This is a genomic window from Bacteroidota bacterium, assembly GCA_016718825.1.
Lineage (GTDB): Bacteria > Bacteroidota > Bacteroidia > J057 > JADKCL01 > JADKCL01.
The window spans coordinates 245,411-272,192 of record JADKCL010000006.1; the positions used below are offsets into that span (position 1 = coordinate 245,411).

The 26,782-nt window shown below is 50.3% G+C and carries 20 protein-coding genes and 1 pseudogene; 14 read left to right on the forward strand and 7 right to left on the reverse strand.

What is annotated here, in order from left to right; translation table 11 throughout:
* The first annotated feature begins 59 nt into the window (after positions 1-59).
* Positions 60-2,156, forward strand: a complete 2,097-nt coding sequence (locus tag IPN95_09320; GenBank protein ID MBK9449602.1) for a hypothetical protein — start codon at positions 60-62, stop codon at positions 2,154-2,156.
* A 118-nt stretch (positions 2,157-2,274) separates the two neighbouring features.
* Here the strand turns inward: IPN95_09320 and IPN95_09325 are convergent, their stop codons facing one another.
* Together IPN95_09325 and IPN95_09330 are read right to left on the reverse strand one after the other, a co-directional pair.
* Positions 2,275-4,626: a choice-of-anchor B family protein gene (locus IPN95_09325; GenBank protein ID MBK9449603.1), complete on the reverse strand. Its 2,352-nt coding sequence runs from the start codon at positions 4,624-4,626 to the stop codon at positions 2,275-2,277.
* Positions 4,627-4,793: 167 nt separating this feature from the next.
* A complete protein-coding gene (locus IPN95_09330; protein MBK9449604.1) occupies positions 4,794-7,157 on the reverse strand; it encodes a choice-of-anchor B family protein in 2,364 nt (787 codons plus the stop codon).
* A gap of 501 nt (positions 7,158-7,658) precedes the next feature.
* Between IPN95_09330 and IPN95_09335 the strand changes: the two genes are divergently transcribed.
* The 12 genes and pseudogenes from IPN95_09335 to trxA all read left to right on the forward strand — a co-directional run bounded on the left by IPN95_09335 (position 7,659) and on the right by trxA (position 21,973).
* A complete protein-coding gene (locus tag IPN95_09335; protein MBK9449605.1) occupies positions 7,659-10,352 on the forward strand; it encodes an HYR domain-containing protein in 2,694 nt (897 codons plus the stop codon).
* Between the two features lie 174 nt (positions 10,353-10,526).
* The gene (locus IPN95_09340; protein ID MBK9449606.1) at positions 10,527-11,057 is read left to right on the forward strand and encodes a hypothetical protein; all 531 of its coding nucleotides are present in this window, start codon (positions 10,527-10,529) and stop codon (positions 11,055-11,057) included.
* A gap of 648 nt (positions 11,058-11,705) precedes the next feature.
* Positions 11,706-12,035 (forward strand): hypothetical protein, encoded by a 330-nt coding sequence (locus IPN95_09345; protein MBK9449607.1) that lies wholly within the window; start codon positions 11,706-11,708, stop codon positions 12,033-12,035.
* Positions 12,036-12,060: 25 nt separating this feature from the next.
* A pseudogene (locus tag IPN95_09350) lies at positions 12,061-12,177 on the forward strand (HYR domain-containing protein).
* A 163-nt stretch (positions 12,178-12,340) separates the two neighbouring features.
* Positions 12,341-13,498: an HYR domain-containing protein gene (locus IPN95_09355; protein ID MBK9449608.1), complete on the forward strand. Its 1,158-nt coding sequence runs from the start codon at positions 12,341-12,343 to the stop codon at positions 13,496-13,498.
* A gap of 184 nt (positions 13,499-13,682) precedes the next feature.
* Positions 13,683-15,680 carry an arabinofuranosyltransferase gene (locus IPN95_09360; GenBank protein ID MBK9449609.1) on the forward strand — a complete coding sequence of 666 codons (1,998 nt, stop codon included), beginning with the start codon at positions 13,683-13,685 and terminating at the stop codon, positions 15,678-15,680.
* A 124-nt stretch (positions 15,681-15,804) separates the two neighbouring features.
* Positions 15,805-16,206: an AAA family ATPase gene (locus IPN95_09365; GenBank protein MBK9449610.1), complete on the forward strand. Its 402-nt coding sequence runs from the start codon at positions 15,805-15,807 to the stop codon at positions 16,204-16,206.
* Positions 16,207-16,407: 201 nt separating this feature from the next.
* A complete protein-coding gene (locus IPN95_09370) occupies positions 16,408-17,190 on the forward strand; it encodes an AAA family ATPase (protein ID MBK9449611.1) in 783 nt (260 codons plus the stop codon).
* Between the two features lie 4 nt (positions 17,191-17,194).
* Positions 17,195-17,932, forward strand: a complete 738-nt coding sequence (locus IPN95_09375) for an HNH endonuclease (protein MBK9449612.1) — start codon at positions 17,195-17,197, stop codon at positions 17,930-17,932.
* A gap of 158 nt (positions 17,933-18,090) precedes the next feature.
* Complete coding sequence (gene dnaE / locus IPN95_09380; protein MBK9449613.1) at positions 18,091-20,628, forward strand: DNA polymerase III subunit alpha; 2,538 nt, start codon at positions 18,091-18,093, stop codon at positions 20,626-20,628.
* A complete protein-coding gene (locus IPN95_09385; GenBank protein MBK9449614.1) occupies positions 20,591-21,604 on the forward strand; it encodes a hypothetical protein in 1,014 nt (337 codons plus the stop codon). Before dnaE ends, IPN95_09385 begins: the two co-directional genes overlap by 38 nt.
* Positions 21,605-21,643: 39 nt before the next feature.
* Positions 21,644-21,973: a thioredoxin gene (gene trxA, locus IPN95_09390; GenBank protein MBK9449615.1), complete on the forward strand. Its 330-nt coding sequence runs from the start codon at positions 21,644-21,646 to the stop codon at positions 21,971-21,973.
* 57 nt (positions 21,974-22,030) lie between these two features.
* Here the strand turns inward: trxA and IPN95_09395 are convergent, their stop codons facing one another.
* Positions 22,031-23,020: a hypothetical protein gene (locus IPN95_09395; protein ID MBK9449616.1), complete on the reverse strand. Its 990-nt coding sequence runs from the start codon at positions 23,018-23,020 to the stop codon at positions 22,031-22,033.
* A gap of 213 nt (positions 23,021-23,233) precedes the next feature.
* On the opposite strand from IPN95_09395, the gene IPN95_09400 reads away from it, so the two are divergent.
* The gene (locus IPN95_09400) at positions 23,234-24,280 is read left to right on the forward strand and encodes a DUF1186 domain-containing protein (protein MBK9449617.1); all 1,047 of its coding nucleotides are present in this window, start codon (positions 23,234-23,236) and stop codon (positions 24,278-24,280) included.
* Between the two features lie 147 nt (positions 24,281-24,427).
* Here IPN95_09400 and IPN95_09405 read toward each other — a convergent pair whose 3' ends face one another.
* The 4 genes from IPN95_09405 to IPN95_09420 all read right to left on the reverse strand — a co-directional run bounded on the left by IPN95_09405 (position 24,428) and on the right by IPN95_09420 (position 26,614).
* Positions 24,428-25,588, reverse strand: coding sequence for a PLP-dependent transferase (locus IPN95_09405; GenBank protein MBK9449618.1), 1,161 nt, complete (start codon positions 25,586-25,588; stop codon positions 24,428-24,430).
* Between the two features lie 43 nt (positions 25,589-25,631).
* Positions 25,632-26,024 (reverse strand): RidA family protein, encoded by a 393-nt coding sequence (locus IPN95_09410; GenBank protein ID MBK9449619.1) that lies wholly within the window; start codon positions 26,022-26,024, stop codon positions 25,632-25,634.
* A 67-nt stretch (positions 26,025-26,091) separates the two neighbouring features.
* Positions 26,092-26,418, reverse strand: coding sequence for a type II toxin-antitoxin system RelE/ParE family toxin (locus IPN95_09415; GenBank protein MBK9449620.1), 327 nt, complete (start codon positions 26,416-26,418; stop codon positions 26,092-26,094).
* Positions 26,408-26,614, reverse strand: a complete 207-nt coding sequence (locus IPN95_09420; protein ID MBK9449621.1) for a hypothetical protein — start codon at positions 26,612-26,614, stop codon at positions 26,408-26,410. Before IPN95_09420 ends, IPN95_09415 begins: the two co-directional genes overlap by 11 nt.
* Positions 26,615-26,782 lie beyond the last annotated feature (168 nt).

Below are 26,782 nucleotides of genomic sequence, written 5' to 3' on the forward strand. Positions count from 1 at the left end.
ATTGAACTTCAAAATCTGAGGCGATCCATGGCGGTTTTGTTGGTCAGGCCGTCGAAGTGATGCGCGAGTTGCTTATTTTTCCGACCAAGACGATGCAATTGGAAAATTCGAGTACATCTACGCCGCTGATGCAGCCTTTTGAAATTTCAATCGCCCGCTGGGCCATGTGGTTGTCGGCGTTGTTGGTTTTTGTGGTCGTGATGTCGGGAACCGTTCGGTACACCGAGGGCGATGCGCGTTATTCCTTGCTGGCCACGACGGCACTCCTTGAGCAGGGAAACCTGCGGATGGATGCCTACGTGAATGAACTCGACCTTGAGGCGCTGAACAACGGCCACAACTGGATGATCTTCCGTTCGGGCGATGCCGGACATTTTTACTACGATTATCCCGTGGGTACGCCGATTTTCAGCATTCCCTTTGTGTGGATCGGCTGGGCTTTGGGGATGAATCCGGCGGTGATCGCTGACGATACGTCAATGCAAATCGGGATTGCAGCCATTTTATGTGTGGCAATTTTCCTCTTGCTTTTCCGGCTTTCCAACCTTTTTCTCGGCGAATGGGCAGCTTTGCTGTTTTCCTTGGGCATCTTTTTTGGCACGACGTTTACCAGCACATTGGGGACAGCATTGTGGAGCCAAAACTTCCAAACATTGTTCACGATGTTGGTTATCCTGGAACTGGCGGAATGGGAGCAAGGAAAACGCACGAAAATCCGTGGGGCTTGGGTCGGATTCCTCCTTTTTGCGGCTTATCTCTGCCGACCGACATCCGCGGCCTTGATCTTGCCGGTGATCGGGTATCTTGCTTGGCGCGACCGTAAGTCACTCCCTTGGACCCTCGCAGTTTCGGGCGGATTGTTCCTTTTGTTTCTGCTCTGGTCTTGGCTCGAATTCCATATGATTTTGCCGCGCTACTATGACCCGCGGCTTTGGAGGCCTGGGAAAGGATTCATCGAGCATTTGCTTCCCTTGTGGTTTGGGCCTGCGAGAGGACTTTGGTCCTTCACACCAGTCCTTTTGCTTCTTTTTGGCGCTTGGGCGATGAAAAAGGTTCGCTTTCAACCCTTGCATTTGTTGGTTTGGGTTTGGCTGATCTTCCATACGATTTTGTTGCTCCGCTCGCAGTCGCCTTGGGCTGGGTGGACATTCGGCCCCCGTTTTTTTACCGAAATGATCCCGGGGTTTGCGGTGGTCTTGTTGATGATGGCCAAACATTTGCCGGAAATGCCTCCCAAATTGCGAACGGGATTGGCGGCAAGTTTTGTGTTTTTGAGCGGAATCGGAGTGTATATCCATACCTTCCAAGGGCTCAACAACCTCGAGACGCAAGCATGGAATGACAATCCCAACATCGATCAGAACTGGAAAACACGCCGCTGGGACTGGCGTCATCCCCAATTTCTGGCCTCCGAGTACCAACGCGCGAAATTGGCCCAGGAGACAGCGCTGGAATTGCAAATACTGCAACTTGCCGGGCGTTTACCGAATGGTGTCTCGATGCTTTACGGCCCACCCGATCCAAATGTGCGGCAATGTTTCTCCAGGTGGAACCGCCAAGACCATTTTGGCAAGCAACAAACGTTGTACAATTCCTTGTATGCCTTGGAATCTTCTGGCGAAAAGGAATTTTGGTTTTCCTCCAACCAACTCTCCGAGGTCAGGGAAATTCCTGGAATTGTCATCGACAGCCTTTCCTTTGTGCGGCTTTGTCTGGGAGACTTTCTGAAGGCAAATTCGCAGCATGAAATTTTCCTTGCTGGAAAAGACGATGCAACAACGGGACCTGCATTGGAAACAAGAGCCTATCTACAATCGATCCATTCGCAGTTTGACAGCGTTAAGTTGCGGGAAAGTTATATTGGACATATCAGAGGTGGGAAGTTGATCCACGAGCAATGGGGCCCTGAAAAGCAAGAATACGTCGCCCAAGGGCTCAAGAAAGTACGGGTAGTTTCTGCAGGATTATTTGTAGGAAACTTTGCAACTATCCTGCTCGACGGCCGCGAATGCAGCCTCAACAACCGCGGTATCAACGTATTGGTGTTGGACAATTCACGCGAAGTGGTTTGGACGACAAGTTTTGATACTCATGCCGATGACCGGGAACGGGTTGTCTTGATGAAGGCAGTTTTACCAAAAAGCGGATTGCAATAATGAAAGGGCGCTCTAACAAATCATGTTGGAGCGCCCCATTCGTTAAGCTTCGAACCATCGCTTCACCTGTTTGCGCCGTTCGCAATTGGCAAAGCTATTTTCCAGCTTTAAAGCCAGATTATTTCAGCACCTTGGTGGTCTTGACCACTTGTCCATTCGACAGCAAGGAACCGAAGTATGCTCCCGTTGGAAGGTCAATTGGCATTTCAAACTGTCCGGCAGCTTGGTTCAATTCCTTTGTAAACACCAGCTTCCCGAGCACATCGCGCAATTCGAATGCGGTTGCGACCTCTGTCTGAGCCAATTCGAAGCGGACCATTGATTGTGCCGTCATCGGATTTGGGAACACGGAGAGGAGCACGTTGCTGTCAAACGGGCTGTTGACTGCGACGGCGCCACGATCGACGACATCAAAACCGTCCACACCGCCTTCGACGACGTTACCTTGAGGATAATCCCCTGCGATGAAACGCACTTCCATGTTGGCGGTCAACGTGATATAGTTGCTCACCACAAAGCTGTCTTGCTGCCAGAAATTGGAAAACAGGCCAAACACACGCTTCAACACCACGGTGGACTGTCCATTGCTGATTTCGACGATCAAGCTGTCGTTGGGATTGCCGTTGCCACCGCCATTTGCAAACCAACGATGGTAGCGCAAAACCGGCGTATTGTAGGTCGTCAAATCCATCGTCGGTGAAATCAGGGTAACTTCGCCTGCATCGACATCGTCATCGCCGATTTGTCCGCCACCGTTACCGGTCACGAAACAGAGGTCGCTGATGTCGCCATTGATATCTTCTTCTGGATTAAACTCTTGGTTTCCAAAACCAAACGTTCCGACCGGTTCCTCGCGAACCCAATCCCCTGAATTGGCATTGCTCTGCGTGGCCCATCCAAAGTCGAGTGCAAAATCGTCGTAGTAGCCTTTGGGCAACTCAATCGTGATCGTATTGACGGACTGCGTCGCATTCACCACCACCTGTCGCGTCACCCAGCCCCATTTGCCACCAATGACATTGTAATTGCCGGCAATAAAATTGGGATCGACAACCTGTCCGCTGCCGTTGGCCGTGTAAGGTGTTTGGCTTGCTCCGGAAATTTCATTGAAGACGACTTTTGCATTGGGAATCGGATTGCCCGTCCCGAGTTCGATGACATTGACCGTGACGCTCACGCGGTTGAGCGGGCGCAAGGGAATGTTGGCGGTTACCAAAACACCATTCGTCAAAGCGACTGAAATGGTGGAATCTTGGTAACCAAACTTGGAATAAGTCACAGAATAGGTTCCGGCATCGGCTACGCCTGTTGCATAGTCGCCTGTGGCGTTGCTTGCGTCCACGATCGATGTGGATTGGATGGTAATTGAAGCTCCGTTAATGGGGAAACCCGTTGCAAAGTCAGTAACTTGACCTTCAAGGTAACATCCACGGGTATAGGTAGAACCGAGAACAAACAGGCCCTCGCTCATGTCGCTTGCCAACACCAGCCCGCTTGGAAGGTAGGGATCGCTTCCCCAAACGCCGTCAAATCCGCCTCCGCTTTGCGGATTGGTATCATAATAGCCGGTTTCGATCAAGTTGTGTGGACGCGAAGCGTCGACCACCTGCACGCCGTCCTTGTAATAGGCGGTGACAAGGTATTCGTTGAGCACTTTAACGTTGTGTGGAATGGCTTGGCCTGCGCTCAGGCTGCTGCGTACGCGGTCAATTTCCACAATGTTTGCCGGATTGGTAATATCATAGGCAGCAACAAATGCTGCATTTACTTCGTCGGTGGTAAAACAAACATCCCCTGCTGCATTGAGCCAAGTGTTGTGGGTGAAATTGCTGGGTGTTGTGACGCTGCCTAAGGAAACGGGGTTGGATGCATTGGTGAGGTTCACAATTTCCATGAAACCATCATTGATCTCACCCAGATAGGCAACCCCGTTACGCACATAAGCGTCGTGTACATAGCGTGTTGTGAATTGTCCGATATGTGTTGGTTTCCAAGGATTTGCCAATGAAAAAATGCTTACGCCGCCATTGTCAATGTCTGCACCATATACATAAAGGCGTGTACCATCCACCATCAGCGTATGGCCTGTTTCCATGCCGTTGATCACGGTGTCTTTGTATGTGACTGTTCCGGGAAGGTTGGCCAAATTCACGATGCGCAGGCCATCGCCGCCTTCGTTGACGATGTAGAGGTAGTTTTGGTAGACATCGAGCTCGCGCCAGATGGTGTTGATACCAGGCAAATCCTGAAGCAAAACGGGATTCGCAGGATTGGCCAAAGAAACGATTCCCACGCCACTTTCATGGCCGACAAATGCGTACTCGGTATTGCCGGCTTTGTAGCCAACCACATCTGCAAGGTCATCTGGAAATGTCAAATGGCCGATCAAACTCATGTTTTTGGACGCTTGGCCCCAAATTGTGCCTGTTACCAGAAGCAAGGCAGCCAACATCATTAAATATTTTCTCATCCTGTCGTTGTTGTTTTTACAATTTTCCAACCTACCAAGGAGCAATTTACTACGAATGACGGGATTCTAACGCCCTTGCGCTTCTAAATGTCTGCTAGCGGACGGGGCAAAAAAAGCAAAGGGCTGACAATTGATATGCCAGCCCTTTGCGATCGTCAGCGCCTTAGTTAGAAGCGCACCAATTTTTGCGTCGCCAACCTTGATCCGCCAGCTTCCAAAACTGCAAAATACATCCCCGTTTTGAGCGCAAGATCTACTTTCAGCACGCCTTTGGCGTTATGGAGGGAATATTGACTGACCAATCGGCCGTTGAGATCCAAAATACTGATCACCCCATCCTGTAATCCCTGAAGGTCATATTCCAATGAAATCGACCCGTTGGAAGGATTCGGGAATGCCTTCAGAAGCTCAACGTCTGGGGTGCCGTGAGCTTGCCCGACAAAACTCTGGTCTTCGATCCGGATTTTGTCAATCGCACCTTCTACGATTTGGTCCGAAACGTTGTCGCTGCAGCGCACCTCAACGGTCATCGTGCTCGTGAAGGGTAAGAATGATGCAATTTGAATCGTATCCGTCTGCCATACTGGAAACTGCCTGTCTTTCAGGTACCAAACACGTTGGCGGGTTGTGCCATTGTTGAGGTAAACAGACAGACTGTCCTTGAAACCATTTTGCCCCGAATTGGAAATGCTGATAAACCAATAATCAAAAATGAGCCAGGGGTTGGTGTAGCCACTGAGGTCCATCACAGGAGAAGTGAGCACGGTAACGCCTTGATCCACATCGTTGAAGTTTGCGTCACCACCTTGGTTGCCAGTGACATAACATTCGTTGCCAAAGTCGGTGCTGTCATCTACTTCTGGATTGCAGAAAATGTTGAAAAAGGGTGTTCCGACGGGTTCGCCACGTTCCCATTGACCAGATTGGGCCGTTCCAGAGGTAGTCCAACCAAAGTCAAATGTGAAATCATCGTAGTATCCCTTTGGAATAGAGACGGTAATCGTGTTGGTTGAGGCGGTGATATTGGTGTCAATTTGTACCGTCTGATGACCCCAATGCCCGACGATCAAGTGATAGTCGGAGGCCATGAAGTTGTTGTCGACCAGTTGCCCTTGGGTATTGGTGGTGTATGTGGTTGGAATTCCACTTGTAACTTCCTGGAAGACAACACCTGCATTGGCTACAGGATTGCCTGTGCCGGTCTCAATGACATTCACCGTCATGGCGACTCTGGGATTGGGAACCAAGGCGATGTTGCGCAACGTGAGAACGCCGTGATCCAGCAATGCCGTAATCGTGGTGTCTCTGTAGCCGTATTTTGCGTAGCGAATGGTGTAGGTACCTGAATCGGCTACGCCCGTGGCATATTCACCAAAGTTGGAGGAGAGATCGGAAGAAGGTGTGCCGAGAATCGTGATGGACGCATTTGTAAGCGGATTGCCGTTTGAGAAATCCGTTACAGTCCCTTCGAGGTAGCAGGCACGTTTGTATGTCGGATTGAGAACCCAGAATCCTTGGCTCATGTCCGCTGCATAGATGCGTCCGCTCGGAGAGAAGCATTCCAGCCCCCAAACCCCGTCAAAACCCGGTCCCGACAAGGGATTGGTATCAAAATAACCGACTTCGATCATGTTGTGGGGACGTGCAGCGTCCACGATGTTGACGCCGTCCTTGTAGTAGGCGAGCACAAGAAAGTCGTTGAGCACCTTGACATTGTGAGGGATGGATTGCCCGCCGCTCAAGCTTGAGCGGTACCTGCCGACTTCAAAAATATTGGCGGGATTGGAAATGTCGTAGGCTGCGACGTAGGCCGCGTCGACCTCGTCTGTGGTGAAGCAGATGTTACCGGCATCGTTGAGCCAAGTGTTGTGGGTGAATTGGTCCGGGGTCAAGACCTGTCCAATCGAGACAGGATTTGTCGGATTGCCAAGGTCCACCATGTGCATGAACCCTTGGTAAATTTCGCCGAGATAGGCAGTATCGTTGCGGACGTAGGCATCGTGCACATATTGACCGTCGTAAGCGCCGAGCCTGCTCGGGCGCCATGGATCTGCAAGCGAATAAATGCTCACGCCACCATTGTCAATGTTCGCCCCAAAAATGTAGAGGCGATCACCTTCGATCATCAGGGTGTGTTGTGAGGTCATGCCGTCGATGACCGTGTCGATGTGCGCTACCGAGGTGGGCAAATTTCCAAGGTCAATGATCCGCAACCCAGCGCCGCCTTCATTGGTGATATAGGCATAGTGCTGATAAACAGCAACTTCATGCCACATAATCGGCGCCTGAGCCGGGATTTCAAACAAAACCGCGGGGCTCGCCGGGTTGGCAAGCGAGATAATGCTCGTTCCGAATTCATGTCCAAGGATCGCGTATTCCACGCCGGCATCGGTATAGACCTCGACATCAGAGCAGATGTCGTTGTAGGGAATATGGCTGACGAGGGAAATGTTTTTGGAAACGATGGGTTGTGCGGAAGCAGCAAAAGTAAATAGGAGCAGAACCAAAAAAGATGTCAATGTTTTTATCATAAGGGAAGGATTCGATTTCATTTACCAAAGCCAAAAGTAGACCGAAGATAGGGGCAAATGGTTGCATTGGTTGCTAAATTCTTTTTGGGAGGTATCGGCGAGGGATAAGCCTTTTTGTCCTTCCTGGCTATAGGTTACCGTTATGGATAATAAAAATGAGAATCGAAGAGATTATATGTAAGTTTTTTGGATAAAATTCTCGATTCTCCTCCAATTTGTTAAATAATTGGTTCATAGAATTTTGCGAGATTGTATGCCTCAATTTTGCCTTAAATCTTACCCTTTTAGGCTTCTGTTTTATAAAAAAATCATTCATTGGAGTGTTATTTTTGTGTAGGATTTTTATTACTTTGTGTGTCGAATGGTGTCTGGCAAGATTCCTTTCGATCGACCGAGAACCTGTAACGGAGAAAGATAGAAGAAATCTGATTTAGAATTCTGCCGGTGCTTGATTCAAGGGTGATGTTCTTTGTTTTCAGTCATTGATTCAATTTAACCACTATGAAAATTAGAAAAATTCAAGTCATGTTATTCGCCTTGATGGTTGGAACGACATGGGCATTGAGTTGTCTACCTCGATTGGTCTCAGCGCAGACGGTCACCGACCCCTCGGTGCTGGTCAGGAACTACGACCTCCAGAAGCGGCAAACAGTGCAGGCTTTCCAAACTCCGGAAGGGTCAAACACCAGAACAGGGAACCCGAAAACCCTTTCAGAAACTGTAAATCCATTGAGTGCGGCAAGGGTGGGGGATCTTGAAAATCCTTCGGCTAACCTTCCTGCTTGCTTTGTGCCGGTGGATGGTAGTTTCACGTCCATTCCAAGGAACGACGATGGGTCTTTTGGTCCCATCGCATTGCCATTTACATTTAGTTTATATGGCACAAATTACAACCAAGTGTGGATCAACACCAATGGAAACCTAACGTTTACAGGCCCTTACGGTGTCTATAGCGCTTCGGGTTTCCCCTTCAACGTTCCGATGGTCGCGCCATTTTGGGCAGACGTCGATACGCGCACGGGCGGAATGATTTACTACAAGGTGAATCCGACAAATTTGATTGTCACTTGGAATGGTGTCGGCTATTATAGTCAGCATATTGAGAAACTTAACACCTTTCAATGTATCATTGGCACGAATAATGATCCTTTAATCGGTCTTGGTCAGAACGTTTGCTTTCACTACGGTGATATGCAATGGACGACTGGTGATGCATCTGGCGGATCTGCAGGTTTTGGTGGTACGCCTTCTACCGTGGGCATCAATCAAGGCAACAGCATTGACTATATTCAAATCGGTCGTTTTGGTGTGAATTCTTCTGCCTATGATGGCCCAGGCGGCGCGACAGATGGTATTAATTACCTTGACGATCAGTGTACCTGCTTCAACGTAAGCAACTCCGGGAATATTCCTCCAACCACGAGTACGATTCCATCCAACAATACCGTCAACATTGCTTGTGGTCAGACGCTGACCTTTCCAGTGACTTTTATCGCGCCTGAAGTCAATCAGACTGTATCCACCGTGGTCAATACTGGCGGACTTTGCAACACGACTGTCAGCTCTACAAGTGGAGCAACTTCAACTACAACGATTACAATCACCGGTGCACCTTGCAACCAAGGAACCCATACGATCAGCCTGACTGCGACCGACAATGGTTTTCCCGTTGGTTCTGTTACTGAGGTGATCACCGTAAATGTCGGTAGCTGTTGCAACCTCACGGCCTCGATTGCCAGCACTACCCCGGCAAGCTGCCCGGGCACGGCAACTGGATCTGTCGACTTAAGCGTTGCTGGCGCAGGTGGCGCAGTCACATATATATGGAGTAACGGTGCGACCACACAAGACTTGAGCAACGTACCTGCAGGTACTTATTCGGTTACTGTGACCTCCGTGGGATGTACAGCGACAGCCACTGCCACGGTGGGCACGACCCCCGATCTCACCAATCCAGTGATCAACTGCCCTGGCAATATCACTGTGAACAATGCTCCAGGCCTCTGTAGCTCGGTTGTAACTTTTGGTGCAACGGCAACGGACAATTGCGGTACGGTCTCGGTTGTACAGACAAGCGGAAGCCCTTCGGGATCAGCTTTTCCGGTAGGCAATTCCTCTGTCACATTCCGTGCAACGGATGGATCCGGACGCACGTCAACCTGCAGTTTTGTGGTCACGGTCATCGACAACGAAGCCCCTATAGTAACATGTGGCAGCGGCGGTTTGATTTCGGGTCCGAATCACAATTCATTTGACAACGACGTCACGTTGGCAAATGAGCCAGGAATCTGCGGTGCCTTGCATGAATTCGATAATGAGGTCACCGACAACTGTCCAGGATTCAGCTTCGTCCAAACAGCTGGTCTGCCTTCTGGAAGTACCTATCCCGTTGGCGCTACGACGAATACGTTCCTCGCAACGGACGCCTCTGGCAATACAACCGAGTGTTCCTTTGTCGTAACCGTCGTCGATGTTGAGGCTCCAGTGGTGAATTGCCCAGCTGGGGTCACACTCAACAGCAACAATGGCGTTTGCGGTGCTGTGGTCTCCTATGCAGTTTCAACTTCCGACAATTGCCCCGGACAGACGCTCAGCCAGACAGCCGGTTTGACCAGCGGCTCTCTTTTTCCCGTAGGTACGACCACGAATGATTTTGTCGTGGTGGATGCCGCAGGCAATCAGAGTGCATGCTCTTATGTTGTGACCGTGGTGGATGCCCAGAGTCCGACGATCACTTGCCCCGCCAACATCACGGTCAATAACGACCTAGGCAGCTGCAGTGCGCTGGTTAGCTACGCTGTTGCGAGCTCCGACAATTGTCCAGGAGCTACCACTGTGCAGACTGCAGGACTACCAAGTGGTACGACGTTCCCGTTTGGCAACACGACGAACACGTTCATAGTGACCGCTGCCAATGGCCAAACTGCCTCTTGCTCCTTCAATGTCGCAGTGACGCCAACAAGTACCTTGGACACTGACGCGGATGGTTTGTTGAACATTTGCGATTTCGACGACGACAACGACGGCATCACCGACTCCACTGAGTGCCCAGGAACATTCTTCTGGTCCAATCCACCTACGGTAACAGGAGTTAACACGGCAAGGTACCATCAATGGCATCAATTACACTTATACCTCCAGCCAGCAGGTATTTACAAGCCCTTCCATTTTTGCTTACGGGACATTCCCTACTAGCTATGGAATTCCAAACCAGGGAGTCATTCGCAATCTTCTTACGAGTACCAACACAATTACTTTCGCATCTCCGATGGTGAACCCCATCTTGGCTTCGCTTCGATCGGTAGTGGAAGTATTTCAGTTGGGGTCAACTTCACCGTTCCGATTACTGTTCTATGGTCCACGGCTGTAGTGCAGAATTCTCCAACCCAAATCACCGGTTTGGAAGGATATACCCTTATCCAGCTCAATGGTACTTTCTCTAGCATTACGTTCTCTTATCTCAACAACGAGAACTATGTCAATTTCTTCTTCGGTGCTAATTTCCCGAGCTTTACCTGCGATACCGACGGCGATGGTTTGATGAATATTGTCGATTTGGATTCAGACAATGACGGATGTTCCGATGCAAATGAAGCCTACAATAACCCTAATGCCGATGCTGGGGATGGAGGCATTTATGGAACAGGTATTCCTACCTTACTTGCTGGTACTGCGAATGCGAACGGTCTTGTGAATTCCGCTGGACTTATCGGAAATTTCCGTTATTCTACCTTCCCAGCGTCTACGACGCAAGGATATCGTAAGAATCTGCAAGGCGTGAACGTGAATGCTGGAAGTCCTCCTAACAGGCTTGTAGCTCTTGGCGGGAACACACTTCCGTCGTCACTGCGACTTCCCTGCCTACATCCCCTGCTACGACACTTGGCACCACCACGGTAAATACGATCGCCTATCAGTGGCAGGTCAGCACGAATGGTGGAACTACTTGGGCGAATATTACTGCTCCCGGAGCTTCGCCAACCTATTCCGGGTTCGCAGGCAACGCAGCTAACGGGTCACGTCACTCTAACGTCGGGCTCTGCGGGTCAAACCGGGGTTTGCCCTGGCCACGCGGCACCCCCACCGCTTGGCGGGCCTCCCAGGAACGGTTCCCCCACCCCCCCCCCCCCGCTCGCCGCCGCCCGAGCCGACACGCACTTCATCACGACCGCCTGACATTCATGGCACAGCAACGCCGGATCCCGTTCAGGAACATCGACGATCACCTGCCCAGCCACAACCAGCTTCAGCCGGGGCCACCCACACTACACGGCAGGTTGGTCGGACGCTACCGCTACCGCACCAGGGCACGCTTCAGCACCTCTGACGGTCAACGACACGAGATCCAACGATCACTTGCCCGCCAATATCACTGTCAACAATGATGAGGCAACTGCAGCGCTTGGTCAGCTGGCGCAACGGCAACTGACAATTGCGGCATCGCCTCGATTGTCGAACGCCTGCGAGCGGCAGCACATGCAGTCGGAACCAGCACCGTCAACGCCTTGACGACTGACATCCACGGCAACACAGCGCTGCAGCTTCACCGTGACGGTCAATGACAACGAGGCACCTGTGGCCAACTGCCAGAATTTAACCGTGCAATTGGACGCCAACGGCGCAGGCAGCATCACCACGGGAGACGTGAACAACGGCAGCAGCGACAACTGCGGCATTGCCAGCTACGCCCTGAACAACAGCAGCTTCAACTGCGCCAATACCGGTGCCAACACCGTCGTATTGACCGTCTTTGACATTCATGGCAACAGCAGCACCTGCACTGCCACGATCACCGTTCAGGACAACATCAATCCGACGATCACCTGCCCAGCCAACATCACGGTAAGCAATGACGCAGGTCTTTGCAGCGCAGTGTAGGCTACACCGCTACCGCTGCTGATAACTGCAGCGCCACGGGAGCTACCCGGGCAGCGTGTTTGCAGTCGGAACCGGCAGCGTGACCGCTACCGCAACCGATCCATCCGGCAACGCTGTCAATTGCACCTTCACTGTGACGGTCAATGACAACGAGAATCCAACGATCACTTGCCCTGCCAATATCACTGTGAACAATGATGTAGGCAACTGCAGCGCTGTGGTCAGCTATGGCGCAACGGCAACTGACAATTGCGGCATTGCCTCGATCGTCGAGACACCTGCAAGCGGCAGCACATTCGCAGTCGTTGAACAACAGCAACTTCAGCTGCGCCAACACCGGTGCCAACACCGTCGTATTGACTGTTCTGGACATTCATGGCAACAGCAGCAACTGCACAGCGACGATCACCGTTCAGGACAACATCAACCCTACGATCACCTGCCCAGCCAACATCACGGTAAGCAATGACGCAGGTCTTTGCAGTGCAGTGGTAGGCTACACCGCTACCGCTGCTGACAACTGCAGCGCCACGGTGAGCTACAGCATCGCTCCAGGCAGCGTGTTTGCAGTCGGAACCGGCAGCGTGACCGCTACCGCAACCGATCCATCGGGCAACGCTGTCAATTGCACCTTCACTGTGACGGTCAATGACAACGAGAATCCAACGATCACTTGCCCAGCGAATGTGAACGTTTCTTGTGTACGTGACCTTCCTGCAGCCAATACGGCAGTTGTAGGAAGCAGTGACAATTGCGGTGTTGCTGCTGTGACGCATGTCGGAGACGTGACTACCGGCACAGGTTGTACTGGCAATGCACGCGTAATCTTGCGCACTTACCGCGTGACCGATATCTACGGCAACAGCGTGACTTGTGTGCAGACCTTGACGGCTTTGGCTACTCCAGTGATTGCAACTGCTAGCAATGACGTCGTGGTGTTCCCAGCCTACGCTGACTCTGCTTGTGCAACCATCAGCGTCGTCGGCGCCGGTGGATGTGCACCTTACACCTACAACTGGAGCAACGGTTCGCAGGCAAGTAGCCAGAATGTCTGCCCGACGGTATCTACCACCTATTTCGTCACGGTGACGGACGCTCAGGGCTGTACAGGTGTTGATAGCGTACGCGTCTGTGCAATCGACATTACATGTGTCGGTGTAAAGATGGCTGACGAGCCAGCTGCTGCCATGGAACTCGAATCAGAAGTCACTATGCGTGCCTTCCCGAATCCGACCAACGGCGCTTTGACGGTAGAACTGGCTTGCCAGAACTGCACCGAGGACGCTACCTACCAAGTGAAAGTGAGCGATATCTACGGAAAACAATTGGGTCAAATTGAAATCACCCTTTCTTCCGGCGAAGCTTCGACCAAGCTTGACTTGTCACAGTATGCTGCAGGTGTGTATATGATCACCGCCACCAATGGAGATCAGCGCCTTGTTGAACGTATTGTGAAGCAATAAGATAGAAATCATTCAGGAAGCAGAGGCCACCCACTGGGTGGCCTCTGTGCATTTGGGGGTACATGGAACACTGCACATGTTGGAGGTCCCATCTTGAGTTTTGCTGCTTTCTCGCTGACGGTTGCCGCATTCAAAGCACTCGCATCACCGACAATTTCCTATATTGCCCCGGTTTAGCGCAGCAATGGAACTCAGCACTCAGTCTCGCCCAGGTCTCAAATCCCTTTTGCATCCCAAGGTGATGATCACTGTCGGCTTTGCATTGGCATTCTACTTTCTGATTCGTGCCTTCGAAGGGGTGAAGTTCCCAGCCTATCCCACCCAGAATCTGCTGCCGCAAACGGCCTTGTTGCTGACCAGTTTGCTTTCGATCGTGGCGATGTGGTGGTGGCAGGGACGGCAATGGAGCTACTATTTCCTTGCTCATTTGTTTGCATTCGGATTTGGTGCAGCAACGTTATTGGCTTGGTCTTCCTATGATTATGGCTCCGGTGGCATCGGGAGCGATGCTTGGTTCAGTACCTCGATTCTTGTCAAATACAAACATCAAGGTTCTAACACGGACTTCGCCTACAAAGGCTTGCATTCGTTCTATCCTTCACTCTATCAATACCTTGGCGGTCGGTTGGCGGCCTTGACGCATACCTCTGCGATCAAGGCGATGAAATACGCGGTCTATTGGACGGCCTTTTTGTTGCCTTTGGCGGCCTACGGCCTCTGGCGCAAGGTGCTAGCCGAATTGCCCGCATTTCTCATGATCGTTCTGGCAATGATGATTTGTCGCAGAAATTTGGCCTTCAAGCCATTTGAGGTGATCTCGCTGAATATTTTCATTCCTTGGGCACTTTACTATGTTGGAGGCGTGCGGATGAAAATCGAGGAGGGAAATCCTGTTTGGGAAATGTCTTCGGTGCTTGACCGAAAAAATATACTGATAGGGGGCCTCATTGGCGGACTCTGTTTCATGACCTTCTATTACTATTTCTTTCTCTTCATTGTCTGGATTCCGATTCAACTGCTGGTTGATTGGCGGATGACGCAGGACATCGGAAAGATTTGGGCCCGATGGAAGGCATTTGCCTTGATGATCGGGGTGATGATGCTCGTATCCGCTGTCTATTGGGTGCCGCTGATCGGGGACATGGCCCGTTATGGCATGGCTTCCTATCAAAACCGTTGGTTCGCGTTTCACATGTTCGGGCTTCCATTTGACATCAGCAACCAATGGAAGGAATTGCTGGGGTTGATCGTGTTGATCGGATTGGCGCCGTGGAACAAGCTCGCACAGACCATTTTGACGTTGTTTGTGGCAATGATCGCCTACATTTTGGTGGGGCATTGGGCCATGTATGCAGGTTTCCCTTTGCTGCATTTCAGGATGGTAGGGCTCGAAGAATACCTGCTGCAACTCGGTCTGATTCTTGGACTGATTCGATTGCTCCAACATTTCACGGGTTTCATCGAATCCAAATGGGAAAAAATGCTACCTGTGGCGATCTTGAGCGTCTTTGTGGTCGGAATGGCGATGGGATTCAGCTGGGAAAAGGGAAATGACGATTCGCAGGCAGCAGCCAATACCAAGCCACCCGGTTTGATGCCCTTTCCTGAATTCACCGAATTGGCCAAGGATAAGGTTTTTCTGACCAACCGGCTCGATTTGGTCGCCCACAGACCGATGTACCTGTTCATTTGTCCCAATGCCCATTATTCGCACCCCGCGTCGCGGTACCGTGAACGTTTGAAGTTTCTCACGTTGCTTTCCAAAAGCGAGGATTCCGATTTCATTTCCTGGATGTTGCAATACAACAAGTACAATGCTGTCGACTACGTGATTCTAGACGACAATCGCATTGAAATCTACGATGACAATTTCCCCAAGCAGCCTGCACATATAAAGGTTGTGTTGCAGTTTGCTCCCAATGCCTTCGAAGGTGATTTTTTCTTACAGGACAGCCTTTTTCGAGAAATCAAACACCTCAAGCCAATGCCTGCCGACCATTGGAAGACCTTCACACCCGCGCAGCAACGTTTGGTGGCATTGTTTAGCGATCAGGACAAAGAAGCTGTTCTTAGTCAGATTCCCACAGCCACCATGTCGGCGATGAAAGATGAAATTCGCATCCGTGTGACCGACTATTTGATGTGGCAACGGGTGTTTTGGCACCGGTACCTTGGAGAGTAGGGGTTTGAGATCGAGGTGGAAGGGCGAGAAGTGAAGGTCAAGGTGGTTGAGTTTGCGGGATTTCCCTTAATTTAGCAATGGAGGCCGTATTTCTGTCTTCATCGAGATCGAAAACTCAAATAAGATGCGCATTTTTTCCATTGAGCTTGAAAATTTCCGGATGTTTGAAAAGAAGCGGGTGGAGTTTCCTGCGATGTTTTCCGTGCTGATCGGGGAGAATGGGACTGGGAAGAGTGCTATTCTGGAGGCATTGAGTATATGTTTAGATAGAAACCTGGTTGGTCCTTTTGGGAAGCAGGTTGGCAACGACGAACTTGGTAACCCATCACTCGTAAATCGGAAAATTTTTCGCTACTGGACGGATGAATTCCAAAGTATCGTACGGAGCAGAAATTTGATTCAGAGGTTTGAATTTCAGTTACCAAACGGGAATCGAAGAGATTGTGAAATTGAATATGCGGTTGGTAAGGATGATCAGAAAAAAAATAGAAATTTCTATTCAAATGGATCCCATCTTTTACTATGACTATGTCCAAAAGTTTGCCTGTATGTTGATGATACTTGTCGGTCAATTGAGAAAGGTGAAGAAGTACTACTTCCAGTATTGGACTTTTTTGGTACCGATAGAAGCAGGACAAGATGGATCGAAGATGTCAAGTTTTCTCGAAATGAGACTCGGATCGAAAATGGATATTTAAGGACATTTATTCATGGTGATTCGAAAATCATGAGCTTCCTATCTTGGTATAAGACTTTTGAAGACGAAGCAATCAAATTTCCCAACAAAGACTTCGTTCGTGATCATCTTGAAGCCGTTAAAGAGGCTATTCTCTCCATGATAGAAGATTGGAAGGATTTGGCCTTCAGCTGGGCTGAGGATGACTTGGTGGGCACGGTCGTTGATGAAAATGGTGTCCAAACACTGCGTTTATTCCGCGATTTAAGCGATGGATACCGAAGCATGGTCGCTCTTGTCGGTACAATTGCTTGGCGCTGCGTTCGTTTGAACCCGCATTTGGGTAAAAATGCAGCCAAGGAATCTCCTGGGATCATCCTCATCGATGAACTCGACCTCCATCTCCATCCCAATTGGCAAAAACGTATCGTTGGCGACTTAAAGCGCACCTTTCCCAAAATCCAATTCATCTGCACCACGCACTCGCCGTTTATCGTGCAGTCACTCGAGGCAGATGAAATTATTAGTTTGGATGGAATTGTAGACGTTAATCCTAGTTCGCTAAGTTTGGAGGACGTCGCAGAGGAAATCATGGGTGTTGAGAGCCCGTTTTCGATTGAAAATCAAAAGACTGAAGAAATCGCAACCAAATACTTGGAAGCAATAGATGGAACAGAAAAGGGTACTGTCGACGTCGAAGATCCAGGTGAGAAAGGCCTCGAATTCCTCGGAAACAGCAATAAGGAGACCGAACTGAACGAATTGGAACAGCAAATATCTGACCCTGTGATGCGCGCATTTCTTCAAATGCAGCGGCTGAAATACAAAAAGTAAAAATATGCGCCCGATTGACAAAGGTCCAGTTCCAATTTTGTCAGGCCGCCCCAAAAAGGTCTCCGACTACAAGGATTGGCGGGAAGACTTGATGAATCGGCTTGGAAATTGTTGTTGCTATTGCAATATGCCGTTGACAGACAGCCCGCAAGTCGAACATGTGAGTCCTAAAAATCCACAGCCCGGTCAAACCGCAGGTTCCTTTTTGGAATGGGAGAATATGGTTTTGGCTTGTGGCCCATGCAACCGATTCAAATCCAATCAACCGACTTCCGAGACACTCCATTATCTGGCCGAGTACCACAACACCCATTTGGTATTTGAGTATGTCGAAGTGCCTCATCCGTCCAAACCCAACCGAATGGCCTGTATTCCCCAACCTCGAAACATAAACGCCATAGACTCCGCAAAGGCAAAAGCAACCATTGAACTTTGCAAATTGGGCGCTATCCGCAAAATTGATCCGCGGTGCACCGATATGCGATGGTATTTTCGTCACAAGGCATTTTTGGCAGCAAAAACCTATCGACAGTATTGGGACAAAGAGCCTGAGAACGCTGCAACTTTTCTCGAATTGATGAAGATCTCTGTCTTAGGAAGCGGCTTTTTCTCCGTTTGGATGCAGATTTTCGCGGACATTCCCGAAGTCTGCCAAGCCCTCATCCAAGCATTCCCCGGCACAGCCCAAAACTGCTTCGACCCAAACGGCAACCCCATCCCAAGAAACGGCTCCGAAATCTAGTTCCATCCCCATTTGTGGAAACCCTGTGGAAACCCATTCCCCCACGCTCCAAACATCTGCCGTAACTTTGTAATCGGCCAAATGCTGAATCCTGCCCGCAGAATTCAACACGCAAGCTGATTCTGCGAATTCTGTAAATTCTGCTTATTTCTGCTCCTATGCCCGAGTTTGTCCATTTGCACAACCACACTGAGTTCAGCCTCCTCGACGGGGCGGCCAAAATCAGTGATATGATTCAAAAGACTTGCGATTGCGGCATGAAGGCCGTCGCGATCACCGACCACGGTAACATGTACGGTGTTCCCAAGTTTGTTTTGGAGGCTAAAAGCAAGGGAATCAAGGCCATTGTCGGATGCGAATTCTACATCGCCAACGACCATACCCTGAAACGCCGCGAAGAATCTGAAGGCGACGGCGAAAAGAAGAAGCTCAAAACCAACTTTCACCAAATTCTTTGGGCAAAAAATGCCCAAGGTTACCAAAACCTCATCAAACTTTGCTCGATCGGCTTTGTCGACGGATTCTACTACAAACCCCGCATCGACCGGAAGCTTTTGCGCGAACATTCCGAGGGGTTGATCGGCTCGACGTGCTGTTTGGGCAGCGAGGTCAACCAAGCCTTGCTTTCCCATGGGGAAGACGCCGCCGAAGCCATGATGCGCAACTACCTCGAGATTTTTCCGAAGGAAGATTATTACGTAGAGATTCAGCGCCATGGATTGGAGGACCAAGACAAATGCAATGAATGGCTCCTCCGAATGGCCAAAAAATATGAATTGAAAGTCATCGCGAGCAACGACGTCCACTACGTCAACGAGGAGGACAGCGATGCCCACGATTTGTTGCTTGCCCTGCAAACGGCAAGCGACTACAATGACCCCAAGCGCTTCCGATTCACCGATGACCGCGGCAATCTGAATCGGAATTTTTACTTCAAGACTCCGGCGGAGATGGGCAAACTCTTCGCCGACGTGCCTTTTGCCCTCGACAACACGATGGAGATCGCCGACAAATGCGACTTCAAAATGAACCTTGCAGGCGACATGCTCCTGCCGCAGTTCAAGGTGCCGGAGGGTTTCCTCGACATGGACGATTACCTGCGCTTCCTCACATACGAGGGCGCACGCAAGCGTTACGGGGAGATCAGCTTGGAACTCGAGGAGCGCATCGAATTGGAATTGCGGGTCATGGCGAAGATGAAGTACGCGGGTTACTTCTTGATTGTGCAATCCTTTACCACCGAAGCGCGCCGCCGTGGCGTTTACGTCGGTCCCGGTCGTGGTTCGGCGGCAGGTTCCGTCGTCGCATACGCCCTCGGAATCATCAACGTCGATCCGCTGCGGTATCAGTTGCTCTTCGAAAGGTTTTTGAATCCTGACAGGGTTTCGCCACCCGATATTGACATCGACTTTGACGACGAAGGCCGTCAAGAGGTCATTGACTTTGTGGTCACAGAATACGGGCGTAACTCTGTGAGTCAGGTGATTACCTACGGAACGATGGGCGCAAAAACTGCCCTCCGTGATGTAGGCCGCACACTCGGAATTCCACTTGCGGAGGTCAACCGTATCGCCAAATTCGTTCCGGAAAAGCCGGGAATGACCTTCAAAAAGGCGATGACAATGGACGAAAATCCGGACTTCGCCCAAGAATTGGCCAAGGCTTTTGAAAGCCCGGACCCGGAAGTGCGCAGAATGATGAAGTTTGCGAAAACGCTCGAAGGCACCGCCCGGCACACGGGTGTGCACGCCTGCGCTGTGATCATCGCGCCGGGCGAAGTGAGCAATTTCGTGCCGATTTCCGTTGCCAAAGACAAAAGCCTTGTCACGCAGTACGACGGCCCGATGGCCGAGAAGGCCGGTCTCTTGAAAATGGACTTCCTCGGTCTCAAAACCTTGTCGATCATCAAGACCTGCGTGCACATGGTCAAGGATCGCTATCAGGTCGAAATCGACCCGGAAGAAATCGACATCACCGACCTCAAGACCTTTGAGCTGTATCAGCGTGGCGAAACCGTGGCGACGTTTCAGTTCGAGTCCGACGGCATGCGCAAGTACCTCAAGCAGTTGCAGCCGACCGACATCGAAGATTTGATCGCCATGAACGCGCTTTACCGGCCGGGTCCGATGGACAACATCCCGACCTTCGTCAACCGGAAACATGGTCGCGAACCGATCATTTATCCCCATGAGATGTTGGAGGGGATCCTGAAGAACACTTACGGGATCATGGTCTATCAGGAGCAGATCATGCAGGTGGCGCAAAAAATGGCGAAGTACACGCTCGGTCAAGCCGACTTGTTGCGCCGAGCCATGGGTAAGAAAAAGGCCGATGTCATGGCGCAGGAGCGCGAAGGCTTCGTCAAGGGAGCCCTCGACAACGGGGTGGACGCGAAAAATGCCGGCGAAGTCTTTGACACCATGGAGAAGTTTGCTTCCTATGGTTTCAACAAGTCCCACGCAGCAGCATATTCGGTTTTGGCATTCCGGACGGCCTATTTGAAGGCGCATTATCCGGCAGAGTATATGGCGGCGGTCCTCACCCACAACGTGAGCGACATCACCAAGATCACCTTCTTCATTGAGGAATGCCGTCGCATGGGCATCAAGGTGTTGTCGCCTTGCGTGAACGAATCGATGCGTTTGTTTGCGGTGACCGATGCCGGGACACATCCGGTTTGGGTTGGAGGCGATTAAAGGTGTCGGCGGAAACATGGTGGATGCCTTGATTGCCGAGCGCAAGAAAAACGGGCGTTATACCAGCCTGTTTGACATGTGCAAACGCATTCCGACGGGAAGCATGAACCGGAAAGCCTTGGAACAACTCGCCTACGCGGGCGCCTTGGACACCTTCGAAATCAGGCGTCCGCAGTATTTTGAGCCGATCGATGGCACGAGCAATCTTTTGGAAAAGGCAGTCCAATATGGCAACAAGATTCAGTTAGAGAAGAATAGCTCGCAAGTGAGCCTGTTTGGTGCGAGCACGGGTGCTGTGGGAGGAATCCAAGAGCCCAAGGTGCCTGCCGCCGAGGATTGGACGCTCATGGAAAAGCTGAACTTTGAAAAAGATGTCATCGGATTTTTCCTGTCAGGACATCCGTTGGATACCTATAAGCTGGAAATCAAGAGCTTCACGAGCACGGGCTTGGTCGATATCGAGAAATTCAAGAACAAGGAACTTCGCATCGCTGGAATCGTTACGAAAAAGCGGGAGGGTATGACCCGGAAAGGCAACAAGTTTGCCACTTTCGGGCTCGAGGACTTTTCGGGAGCTGTCGAATTGGCATTGTTTGGAGATGACTTTGCGAAGTTTCGCAACTACATCGAGGTCAACAACATGCTCTTCATCAATGCCAAATATGTCCCCGGCTTCCGTGACCAAAACGAATTCGAACTCAAGATCGTCGACATCAAGTTCTTGGCAGACACAGTTGAGAAATTGTCGAAACGTCTTTGCCTTGACATTCCTTTGAATGTGATCGACGACAACCTTGTTTTTGAGTTGGAGGCGCTTTTTGCGGCGAATAAGGGCAAATGCGCGCTGGAATTCAACATTGTGGACCGGGAAAACCGCATAACTGTGCCTTTGACGAGTCGCACAATGATGGTGCAGCCCGGTCTTGAATTGATCCAAGCCTTGGAAACATTTGACATCGAATACCAGTTGAAGTAGGAATTCCTTAGATTCGAATACTTGAAACAATAAGATACTATGAGTGTGGAACACAAAACTCTGGAAATCACCGACGCCAACTTCGAGGAACTGGTGTTGAAGTCTGACAAGCCCGTCATCGTCGATTACTGGGCAACATGGTGCGGCCCTTGCAAGATGCTGAGCCCGATTGTCGAGGAGCTTGCCAAAGAAATGGATGGCCAAGTGGTTTTCGGCAAAATGGATGTTCAGAAGAATATGACTGGGACCAAATACGGCGTTTCGGCACTTCCAACACTGATGTTCTTCAAAGGAGGCCAGAAAGTCGAGAGCATCATGGGCGTACCGACAAAAGCAAAACTCAAGGAAAAGGCACAGTCAATGCTTTGATCTATTCGACGCTTTTCTTGAATTCCTGGAGCAGGCATCTGTCTACTCCAGGAATTTTTATTTACCTCCACAACGCATCCCGGGAGTGATGACCAAAAGGCGGGGAATCACACTCACAGCCTCCATTTGCAATTGAACCCGTTCTGTTTCCAAGGCCACGATTTCCTGCTCCCATGCAGCGCGATCACTTGGCGTAATGGTCACAGGGTTTCCCTGTGGAAGTTGAATTTTGACCCTCAGCGTATCAATTTTGCCTTTGATGGCATCAATTCTTGGCAAAATCTCCTTCTCACGTTGCGCTTTGTCAGACAATGCCATGGCGATACCCAATTCCTTGACAAAGGTCGAGACGCGATACAACAATTGGTCACGGAAGCGTAGCAAATAGTTTCCCGTACTGCCGAACTTCTCCACTTGAATGCGCGTTTTAGCCGAATCTAGATAGGTTTGTTGCGCTTCCAGCTTGACCAGATAGGTTTTGCCGACCTCCTTGCTGAGATCCAATTTTCTTGGACGGATCGAAAAGCACGCGTCTTCGTTGCAGTGGCGAGCCTGCGTATCTGAGTCAAAATCATTGTTGATTTTAGGCGCCCTGCCGGGTTTCAGCGTTCCTTCTGGCGCAATGGATTGACAATCTTCACAGTAGAATGCAAGATGTAACTCCGATTGGCTTTTGATTTCCACAAGGTAGGTTCCTTCTGTTTGCAACTTGGTCGAATCGATTTCCCAATAAAACGGGAACTTGATCGGACTGACTTCTTCATCAAAATCTTTGTTTCTGCGGTAGTAATGAAGAATGTATTGTTTGTTGCCAACGGCCCTTGCTAGATTTTCAGGGCGCATTGCCAAGGCCTGGATATCCTCCAATTCAAGTCCCGGTTGCAGCTTTCCCCCAGGCCTCGCCAATTCATTCGTCGTGGAAAGTATGGATTCGAGGCAGGTTTCACTGTTGGGGGCAAGGCGGATGGCAAAGCGGTCGTCATCGCAACCAGCGAGAACGGCAGCAACCAATAACGTAAGTGTCACGAGAAGTTTATTTCGAATCATCGTCTTTTTCAATCCTAGGGTAGGAATCATCGGGCATTCAGAACCCTGTTTTTCAGCCTTTACACCCAAAAATAGACTTTTCTCTTGACGAAAAGCTTTTTTCATACAAGTCGGTTCAGATTTTTGAATGACAATTTTTTTTTCCAAATTCGATTCATAGTTCAATAGTTCGGATTTCATGTATCGCATTCATTTTACAGCTCGCTCATGACAATGAACGATTTGCTCTCAGAGTGGAATGAGGAGCATCCGCTTTCCAATGGCAATGAAGATTGGAAGGCCATTCCCGGCATACCCGCTTTTCAACATCCTGAAATCCAGCATCTTTATGCTTGGGGATTTGATATTCCGACGGCGGTCGTCAAAAGGATACTTTCACTGCCGGTGGAGTCCTTGATTTTGGACTTGGAGCTTGTGCTGCAAGACGCCGATGACCGGTATGCGGCCTATCTCCAACGTGAGGAAGCAGCCAAGGAGCCATTGCCCTTGAGCCTGATTTCATTCCCCGTTCACGCGATTTTCCTCCTTGCCGAACTCAAAGCCACCAATAGCCTCGGAAAAGTCTGCCGATTCCTGGGCAAAAATCCTGAAATGGTGGATTATTGGCTGGCAGACCATCTCTCCGAAGATTTGTGGTTGGCGTTGTTCAAACTTGGCAAGGACAATTTGGAGCGTCTGCAGAAATTCGCACGCAACCACGATGCCGATTGGCGTGCAAGGGCGGCTGCAACAGCAGCCGTGGCACAGGTTGCTTGGCACTATTCCGCCCGTCGCAAGGAGGTTTTTGCCTGGTTTGAAGCATTTTTTGGGTATTACCTGGAAGAATTTCAAGATGACGATGATGCCCTGCTGCTCGGTGCTACCATTTCCGAAGTCGCCGACTTGCGTGCGCCTGACCTGCTTGATGCAATTGAAAGCCTCTTTAATGAGGATTTTGTAGAAACCTCCACATGCGGATCCTTCCTGGAAGTTCAGGGAGATATGTATGAGCCCGTCAACAATTGGGCAAAAAGACCGATCAAAAGCATTTTTGATGTCTACGAGCACTTTACGGATACTTGGGAAGCCTACTCCGACCCGGGAGATGATGATGATGCCGAATTACTGAGCGGCGGTGCCTTCATGCAATCCAAGGACAAAAACAAAGGTTTGGCATCGTTCAATCCCAATCCACAGCTGCCCAAGAAGGAACCCACACCCGGCCGCAACGACCTTTGCCCCTGCGGTAGCGGGAAGAAGTATAAAAAGTGCCACGGCTGATCAGAATTCTCAGAATTCACAGAATTTCCAGAATCGAATACTGATTAGAATTTGAAGGATTGCAATAATTCAAAGTAGTATCGAATTCTCGCAACCGTTCTCAAATTCAACAAGCATGTGAATTCTGCTAATTCTGTAAATTCTGATTCAGACAACAGAAAGTGCCTGCTCCAAGTCCGCGATCAACTCCTCTGGCGATTCCAATCCGACGTAGAGTCTGACAAAATTCCAGGGGAGGGGTGACTCGCTGTAGTTTTGACTCGTGTACAGTGTACAAATGGGGAATTGAAGGCTTTCGTGGCCGCCCCAACTGCAGGCGAGGAGGAAGCGTTGCAGGGCGTCGCTGAAGCGTTCGGCAGCGGCGAGGTCGGGCGCATTGAGCAGGATGGAGAATTGACCGGTGCCTTGGCGCATCAGTTTTTTGGCCAATTCATACTGCGGATGGCTCGGTGAATAAGGGTAAATGACACGTTCGATTTTGGGATGTTGCTCCAAGTAAGCGACGACCTTGGCCGTGGTAGCCGCGACGCGGTCCATCCGGATTTGTAGCGTGCGCAGCCCGCGAATCATCAGCCAAGCCTCATTCGGAGAAATGATGCCGCCGAGGGTCATGAATTCGCCTTTGAAAATCTCCTCGGCAATCGCACGGCTGCAACAGAGCACGCCCGCGACCATGTCGCTATGCCCGCTCAGGTATTTGCTCGCGCTGTGTACGACAATGTCGATGCCCATTTCGATCGGCCGCTGATTGAGCGGCGTCGCATAGCTGTTGTCGATCACCGTACGGATGCCCCTTGACTTGGCCAAGGCGGCCACCGCTGGGATGTCTTGCAGCTCAAACGTCATCGAATTCGGGCTCTCCAGCATAAAAAGCCGGGTATTGGGCTTGCAGGCCGCCTCCCAATTTTCGACCAAGGTGCCGTCGATATAGGTGGTTTCGACGCCAAAGCGCTTCAGAATCTTGCTCAGTAATTTGCCCGTCCAGGAGTACGGCTTTTGTACACACACCACATGGTCGCCTGCTTGGAGGCCTTGCATCACGGCGGCTGCGACTGCGGCACTGCCACTCGCGAAGGCCAACGCAGCTTCTGCGCCTTCCAATGCTGCGATTTTCTGCTGTAAAACCGCCACCGTCGGGTTGTGGCCGCGGGTGTAAAACGGCACGTCCATCTCGTCTTCCAAGGAAGCCCGCATGGCCGCGACATTCGGGAAGCAGAAGTTGCTGCTTTGATACAAAGGCGTGGAGACCGAGCCGTAATGACGCTCGCGGTCTTCGCCCAACTCATTCAAAATGTAGGAGATATCCATGTTTTTTGCCACGAAGACACTAAGGCACAAAGAAACGATTTGCTTACAGGGCAGCCGGGATCATTGCCACCATCGAAATTTCGACTTTGACGTCTTTGGGTAGGCTGTGGACCCAAACGGTTTCCCTCGCTGGGTAGTCGCCGTCAAAATGGCTGCCGTAGATTTCATTCACCGTGGCGAAATTCTCGCCCGGAGCGAGGAAAATTGTCGTTTTGATGACCTGGGCAAAGGTTGTTCCAGCGGCTGATAGAATGGCCTCCAGATTTTTCATCACCTGCTTGCATTGGACATCCAACGGGCCATGGTTGACTTCGTTGGTGGCAGGATCGATGGCAATTTGGCCGGAGACGTAGAGAATATGGCCGACGGCCACCGCTTGGCTATAGGGGCCGATCGCTGCGGGTGCCTTGGACGTGTGAATGATTTCCTTTTTCATCAGTATTGGAATTGATTGTCAATATTAGGAAAACCAAGGCATTCAGCGCCTATCGAGAATACCGAAATCATTCAATTTCCTTCAGAATTTCGTCCAATTCTTTGTCGGAAATGTTGTCTCTCTCCGATTTGTCATAGACCAATAACAGGAACACCTTTTCACCCTGAATCTCAATGAAGGTAATCACTCTGGCCCCGACAGACTTTCCTTTTCCCTTTGAGGAAATTGCAATTTTAATTTTGTAGCAATTTGGCCGAATTTCAATCCCTTGAACAGGTTGTTTCTCAAGGGAATCGATTAACAAACCAAGATCTTCGTCAAAGGATCTATACCGCTTCTTCAATGCTTTCGCAGCTCGGCGGAATGCTTGTGTGACAACGATTTCAAAGCTCATTGAGCAATTCCCTCGCCGTTTGAAGCTTGACTTCTCCGCGTTTTGCGCGATTCACCTCATTGACAGCCTCCTTCAGTTCCTCCAACACCCTCGCTTTTTCCTTCGAAGCCTCATCCAGCTTCACAAAAGAAAAATTCTTGAGCAGCTCCAAAATGAACGCCGCCTTGTCGTCTCGCACTTCGATTGTCATTTTCATCGGTCAATTCAATTTTTGTGTACTCCGGATATCAACCCTTTACAAACCAAAAATACTGAGTTTTTCCTCGAATCGCAATCCGGCAGGCTGACCTTTTCCCCGCTTTTTCCCCTTCAAAATTCGGTTTGAAGCGTCATCTTACTTAATTTTGCAGCAAATTCAATGACG